Consider the following 5,502-nt stretch of genomic DNA (forward strand, 5'->3'; position numbering starts at 1 on the left):
GCGGACAGCCCGACGAGGCCGACCGGGTCCGGGACCGCGTGCTGGCGATGAGCCCGGAGGGCGACTGGACCAGCGTCGGAGAGTACCTCGCGGCGTTCGCCGACTCCGGCGGGATCGTGGAGGAACGGGTCTCCGGAACGGTGGTGACCAGCCCCAGCGTCCAGATGCGGGTGCTGCCCGACGGCAGCGTGGAGCTGCTCTCGACCCACGACCAGCTCCTGGGCGGGGCGGGCGGACAGAGCTACCTGGGCTGCGTCTTCCCTGCGGACCCCGCCTACGCCACCCTGATCGCCGAGCCGGCGATGCGTATCGGCCGGCACCTCGCGGATCTGGGGGTGCTGGGCCGGTTCGCGGTGGACTTCGTGACGGTGCGGGACGAGGCGGGCCACTGGTCGGCGTACGCGATCGAGCTCAACCTCCGCAAGGGTGGGACGACCCACCCGTTCCTGACCCTTCAGTTCCTCACCGACGGGGAGTACGACGCTGCGTCCGGCCTGTTCCGGACCCCGCTCGGTGGCACCAAGCACCTGGTCGCCACCGACCACCTGAGCGACCAGCGGCTGAGCGTGCTCCGACCCGAGGACGTCTTCGACCTCGTCGCCCTCCACCGGCTGCAGTTCGACCAGGCGCGGCAGACCGGGGTGGTGCTGCACATGATCAGCTGCCTGACCGAGTGTGGCGTCGTCGGGCTCACCGCCGTGGGAGACAGCGCCGAGCAGGCCTGGGCGCTCTACCAGCAGGCCCAGGAGCTGCTGCTGGGAGAGGCGGAGAGGGCCGCCGTCGCGCTACCGATGCCCGCGGTGGGCCTCACGCCTTGACCAGCACCACCGGGCACTGGGCGTGGTGCATCACCTGGTCGGCCACCGAGCCCAGGATCATCGCCTCGAAGCCGCCCATCCCGCGAGCACCCACCACGACCAGGTCGGCGCTCGCCGAGGCCTCGACGAGCACCTTGGTCGGGGTGCCGTGGACCGCGTGCAGCTCCACGTCTCCCTCAAGGTCGGCCCATCGGGTGGTCAAGGTGGCCAGCGCGGACTCCTGGAGCTCGGTCTCGGAGGGGACGTAGCCGAAGGGGAGGTCCGGCGGTCGGTTGGCGGACAGCAGGGAGAACGCGGAGACGACGTGCAGCGTGGCGCCGCGCAGGCGTGCCTCCTGCGCGGCGAACCGCACCGCCGCGGCGGCGTTCGCCGATCCGTCGTCCCCCACGACGACCCCCTGGGGGTGGAAGGGTTCCCGGTGCTCGCTCATGCCTCGATCATGCCATCGGTGCACACTCACCCCGCCGGATGGTCGCCGGCCGCGGCCGTCCCACCGAGCAGGTACGGCGCCATCAGCTCTCGGGCCAGTCCGCGTGCCCGTGACCCGGGGACCCCTTCCTCGATCTGCCGGGACAGCGTGTAGACGATCGCCTGCACCACGTGGGCCATGGTCTCGGGGTGGGGCGTCCCGTGCTCGGCCAGCGCCCGCACCAGAGGAGTGCGCAGCTGCTGGTGCAGCTGCGCCGCAGACGCGCTCACCGCCTCGTCGCGGCCGACGTCCGCCAGCGCCCGGACGAGTGCATGAGCCCCCTGCTCGACCAGCTCGAGGTTGGCATCCACGTAGGCCAGGACCTGCTCCCCCGGCAGGGTGACGGCGCGCATCCGGCTGGTCACGTGCGCCGACCACCGGGGCAGGGTGTCGGCGACGAGCGCGTCGAGCAGGTCGCCGCGCGAGCGGAAGTACGAGTAGACGCTGCTCCGTGCCAGACCTGCACGCTGGCCCACCTGGGCGAGGGTGGGTCCTCCCGCCGCGCCCTCCGCCAGCAGTGCCCGGGCGGCGTCGAGGAGCGCCGCCCGCTGTGTCGCACGGTGCTGGGCGACCGTGGGCGCGGCGATCCGGGGCACGGATCTCGCCTCCTCCCGTGGTCGCTGGGGTCAGGTCACCTGCTGCGAAGCAGTCGCCCGTCCGTCATCTCGTGGACGGTGTCGCAGTACCTCAGCACGTCCTGGTCGTGCGTGACCATCACCACGGCCACCCCGTAGTCCTTCGCCTCGGTGGCCAGCAGCCGGACCACCTCGTGGCTGCGGGCGCGGTCGAGCGCGGCAGTGGGCTCGTCGACCAGCAGCAGCCGCGGAGAGGCGACCAGAGCGCGGGCGATGCCGATCCGCTGACGCTCCCCGCCCGACAGCTGGTGGGGGCGCCGGTGCGCCTTGTCGGACATCCCCACCTTCTCGAGCAGCTCGTGGGGGTCGCGCAGGGTGACCCCGCGCCCGAAGGTCCCCGGAAGCCGCAGCTGGTCCACCGCCGTCAGGGACGGGAAGAGGTTGCCGGACTGGAACACGAAGCCGACCACCTCGCGGCGCAACGAGGTCCGGGCCTTGGCGCTGCGGACCGTCATGTCACGGCCGGCCACGGTGACCGCGCCGCTCGAGGGCCGCGTGAGTCCCCCAGCCACGGCGAGCAGGCTCGACTTGCCGGCGCCCGAGGGCCCGACGACCGCGGCGAACTCCCCCGGCGCGACGTCGAGGTCGACCTCGTCCAGGGCCAGGAAGGTCTCCGAACCGTCCCCGACCTCCAGGCACACCCCACGCATCCGGAGCCCGTCGGTGGCCGCAGTCGGGACCGCTTCGGTCCGGCTCGTCCCCAGCGCGCTCACCGGTGCGCCCCCAACGCGGTAGCCGGCTCGATGGCGACGATCCGCACGATGGCCGCCGCGGCACCGACCAGGCCCAGCACGACCAGGGCCACAGCGGCGACCGCGACAGAGGGTGCGCTGAGCGCGAACGGCACCCCGCCACCCCCGATGAGCGCACCCACGCCGACGCCGATCGCGAGGCCCAGGCCGACGGCGAGCACCAGGAGCACGAGCGCCTGGCCCAGCGCGTCCCGCAGGACGTAGCCCGTCGAGGCGCCCATCGCGCGGAGCACGGCGATCTCGTGGGTGCGTTGGATCGTCCACACGGCGAAGAACGCCCCGACGACCAGCGCGGAGATCGCGTAGAGGAAGACCTGGATCATCTGCAGGGTGGTGGTCTCGGCGGTGTACCCGGGTGAGGCGCCGAAGGACTGCTCCAGGGTCAGGCTCTCCGTGCCGGCCGCGCGGTCGCCGCCGGCGAGGTCGACGGTCTGCCCGGGATCGGCCCGCACGGCGACGGCGGTGATCTCCTGGCGCGCCCGCACGGGCACCTGCTCGCCGGGGCGAGCGCCGGCGTGGACGGCCTGCCAGGTCTCGAGCGGAACGTAGGCGACGTCGACGTGGCCGAACGTGTGCTGCTCACCCAGGACACCGACGACGGTCAGCTCGGTGCCGAGCCGGTCCAGGGTCACCGTGTCCCCCAGCCGGAGTCCGGCGTCCGCCGCGGTGCTGCTCACCACGATGCCGTTCGGGGCTCCGAGGCGCTCCCCCTCGGCCACCGCCGGGGAGAGGAACGACGTGGGAAGGATCCCGAACAGCGCGAGGTCGATGTCGACCCCGCGGTCGCTCTTGGCGTTGACCAGCACATTGCCGTAGGGCGCCGCGTCGGCCACGCCGGGCCGACCCGCCCACACGTCCACGGCGGCCAGGTCCACCACGCTGCGGGAGAAGGCCGAGTCGTGCTGCACGCCCTCCTCGAACGCGAAGGACGTGACGGGCAGGCGCTTGAGCCCCGACACGCCGTCGTTGACCAGCCCGACCGAGAGCCCGGACAGCATCACCATGAGCACCGCGATCAGGGCGACCACGGCCGCCATGAGCCCGAACCGGGTCCGGGCGAAGCCGAGCTCGCGGATGGCCAGGAACACGCCCACCCCCACCTCTCGTGCCAACAGGTCCCCGAAAGGATACCGACACCGTGTCGGCAACCCGGGGGCAGGGGTGGCTCAGGCCTCCTCGAGCGCCTGCGCCACGCGCCGGTGCGCGGCCCAGATCTCCTCCGGCAGGTTGTGGAACTGCTCGAGGTGCTCCTGCCGGAACCCGATCTCCTGACGCCACCGCTCGACGTCGATGCTCAGCAGGTGGTCGAGGTCGTCGGGGTCGATCTCGAGGCCGTCGAGGTTGAGCTCCTCCTTGGTCGGGATGATCCCCACCGGGGTCTGCACACCGGTGACCTCGCCGTTCCTCAGCTGCATCAGCCAGAGCAGGGCCCGCAGGTTGTCCCGGTAGCCCGGCCACAGGAAGTGGCCGTCCTCGTGGTCACGCTGGAACCAGTTGACGTGGGCGAAGATCGGGAGGTCGGTCGTCCGGCCAAGGATCTCGAGCCAGTGGGCGGCGTAGGGGCCCTCGGGGTAGGACATGAACGGGCGCATGGACATCGGGTCGTACCGCAGGTGGCCCTCCACCCCCTCAGCGGCGAAGGTCGCCTCGGCGCCGAGGGTCAAGCCGTCGTAGACGCCCTCGGCGACGTCGTGGATCGCCCGCACCAGGGGCTCGCGGTCGCGGGTGCGTCCGCCGAAGATGATGCCGTCGATCGGCACACCCCGGGGGTCGTTGTAGTCGGCGGCCACGTTGGGCACGTTGGCCAGCGTGGTGGTGAATCGGCTGTTGGGGTGCGCCCAGGGGCGGTCGTCACCCTCGGCGCGGTCGGCGATCCGCTCGCCCGCCCAGTCCAGCCAACCGGTCACGTCGGCGGGCGGCTGCTCGGTGCGCCCCTCCCACCAGACCTCCTTGGTCAGCTCGTTGTAGGCGACGTTGGTGAACAGCGCCTGGCTTCCGGGGGCGATCGAGTGCAGGGCCGTGGGGTTCGTCGCCTCGTTGGTGTCCTTGGCCACGCCGAAGACCCCGTTCTCCGGGTTCATGCCGTAGAGCCGGCCGTCCTCGCCCACCCACAGCCAGGCGATGTCGTCGCCGTAGAACTCGACGTAGTAGCGGTCGCCGAGGGCGTCGGGGGCCAGCGTCATCGCGAGGTTGGTCTTGCCCGAGGCGCTGGGGAAGCCGCCGCAGATGTGGTACTTCCGGCCGGTCTGCTTGTCCACGATGCCCAGCAGCATGAACTGCTCGGCCAGGAACTTGCCCGACGCCCACCCGTCGTACGCCGCCTGCCGGAGCCCGTGGGCGATCTTGCCGAGCAGCGCGTTGCCGCCGTAGGAGGAGCCGTAGTGCAGGATGGTCCGCTCGTCGGCCACCGTGACGAAGTAGCGCTGGTCCTCCGGAGTGCCCTGACCGAGGTTCTCCAGGTCGCCGGTCACGTGGACCGCGCGCACGAAGCTGTCCGGGTCGGCCAGGTCGTCGACGAACTCGACGCCGACGCGGGCCATCCGGATCATGTGCAGCACGACCGTGCGGTGGTCGGTCAGCTCCACACCCGCGGCGTAGGCCTCCAGCGGCGACCCGGGGGGCGCCATCAGGTAGGGCACGACGTACATGGTCTTGCCGGCCGAGGCGCCGCGCATCAGCCCCTCGAGCAGCGGCTTCATCTCCGAGGAAGGCCGCCAGTTGTTGTACTCCCCGTCGTCGGCGGGGTTGCTGGTGGCCACGATGGTGCGCTCCTCCGAGCGCGCGGTGTCCTTGTGGTAGCTGCGGGAGTAGTACACGCCCTCACCGGC

At 72.0% G+C, this 5,502-nt stretch carries 6 protein-coding genes; 1 reads left to right on the forward strand and 5 read right to left on the reverse strand.

Going from position 1 to position 5,502, the window contains the following annotated elements; all coding sequences use genetic code 11:
• The coding region (locus PLP61_RS08460) for a peptide ligase PGM1-related protein (RefSeq protein WP_324502190.1) at window positions 1–818 on the forward strand (818 nt) is incomplete at its 5' end.
• Here PLP61_RS08460 and PLP61_RS08465 read toward each other — a convergent pair.
• The 5 genes from PLP61_RS08465 to PLP61_RS08485 all read right to left on the reverse strand — a co-directional run.
• Window positions 808–1,248, reverse strand: a complete 441-nt coding sequence (locus tag PLP61_RS08465) for a universal stress protein (protein ID WP_324502191.1) — start codon at window positions 1,246–1,248, stop codon at window positions 808–810. The genes PLP61_RS08460 and PLP61_RS08465 overlap by 11 nt on opposite strands.
• Window positions 1,249–1,274: 26 nt before the next feature.
• Entirely contained in the window at window positions 1,275–1,883 is a 609-nt protein-coding gene (locus PLP61_RS08470; RefSeq protein ID WP_324502192.1) for a TetR/AcrR family transcriptional regulator, read from the reverse strand.
• A gap of 35 nt (window positions 1,884–1,918) precedes the next feature.
• A complete protein-coding gene (locus PLP61_RS08475; RefSeq protein WP_324502193.1) occupies window positions 1,919–2,635 on the reverse strand; it encodes an ABC transporter ATP-binding protein in 717 nt (238 codons plus the stop codon).
• On the reverse strand, window positions 2,632–3,786 hold the full coding sequence (locus PLP61_RS08480; protein ID WP_324502194.1) for an ABC transporter permease: 1,155 nt from the start codon (window positions 3,784–3,786) through the stop codon (window positions 2,632–2,634). The genes PLP61_RS08475 and PLP61_RS08480 overlap by 4 nt, the downstream gene beginning before the upstream one ends.
• A gap of 54 nt (window positions 3,787–3,840) precedes the next feature.
• Window positions 3,841–5,502: phosphoenolpyruvate carboxykinase (GTP) (locus PLP61_RS08485; protein ID WP_324502195.1), on the reverse strand; the 1,662-nt coding region annotated here is incomplete at its 5' end.

The sequence above is a fragment of the Nocardioides sp. genome (assembly GCF_035429765.1).
Taxonomy (GTDB): Bacteria; Actinomycetota; Actinomycetes; order Propionibacteriales; family Nocardioidaceae; genus Nocardioides.

Bases quoted from the DNA above. Each gene is read 5' to 3' on its own strand.
- PLP61_RS08465 (WP_324502191.1), bottom strand. From the start codon at position 1,248: ATGAGCGAGCACCGGGAACCCTTCCACCCCCAGGGGGTCGTCGTGGGG.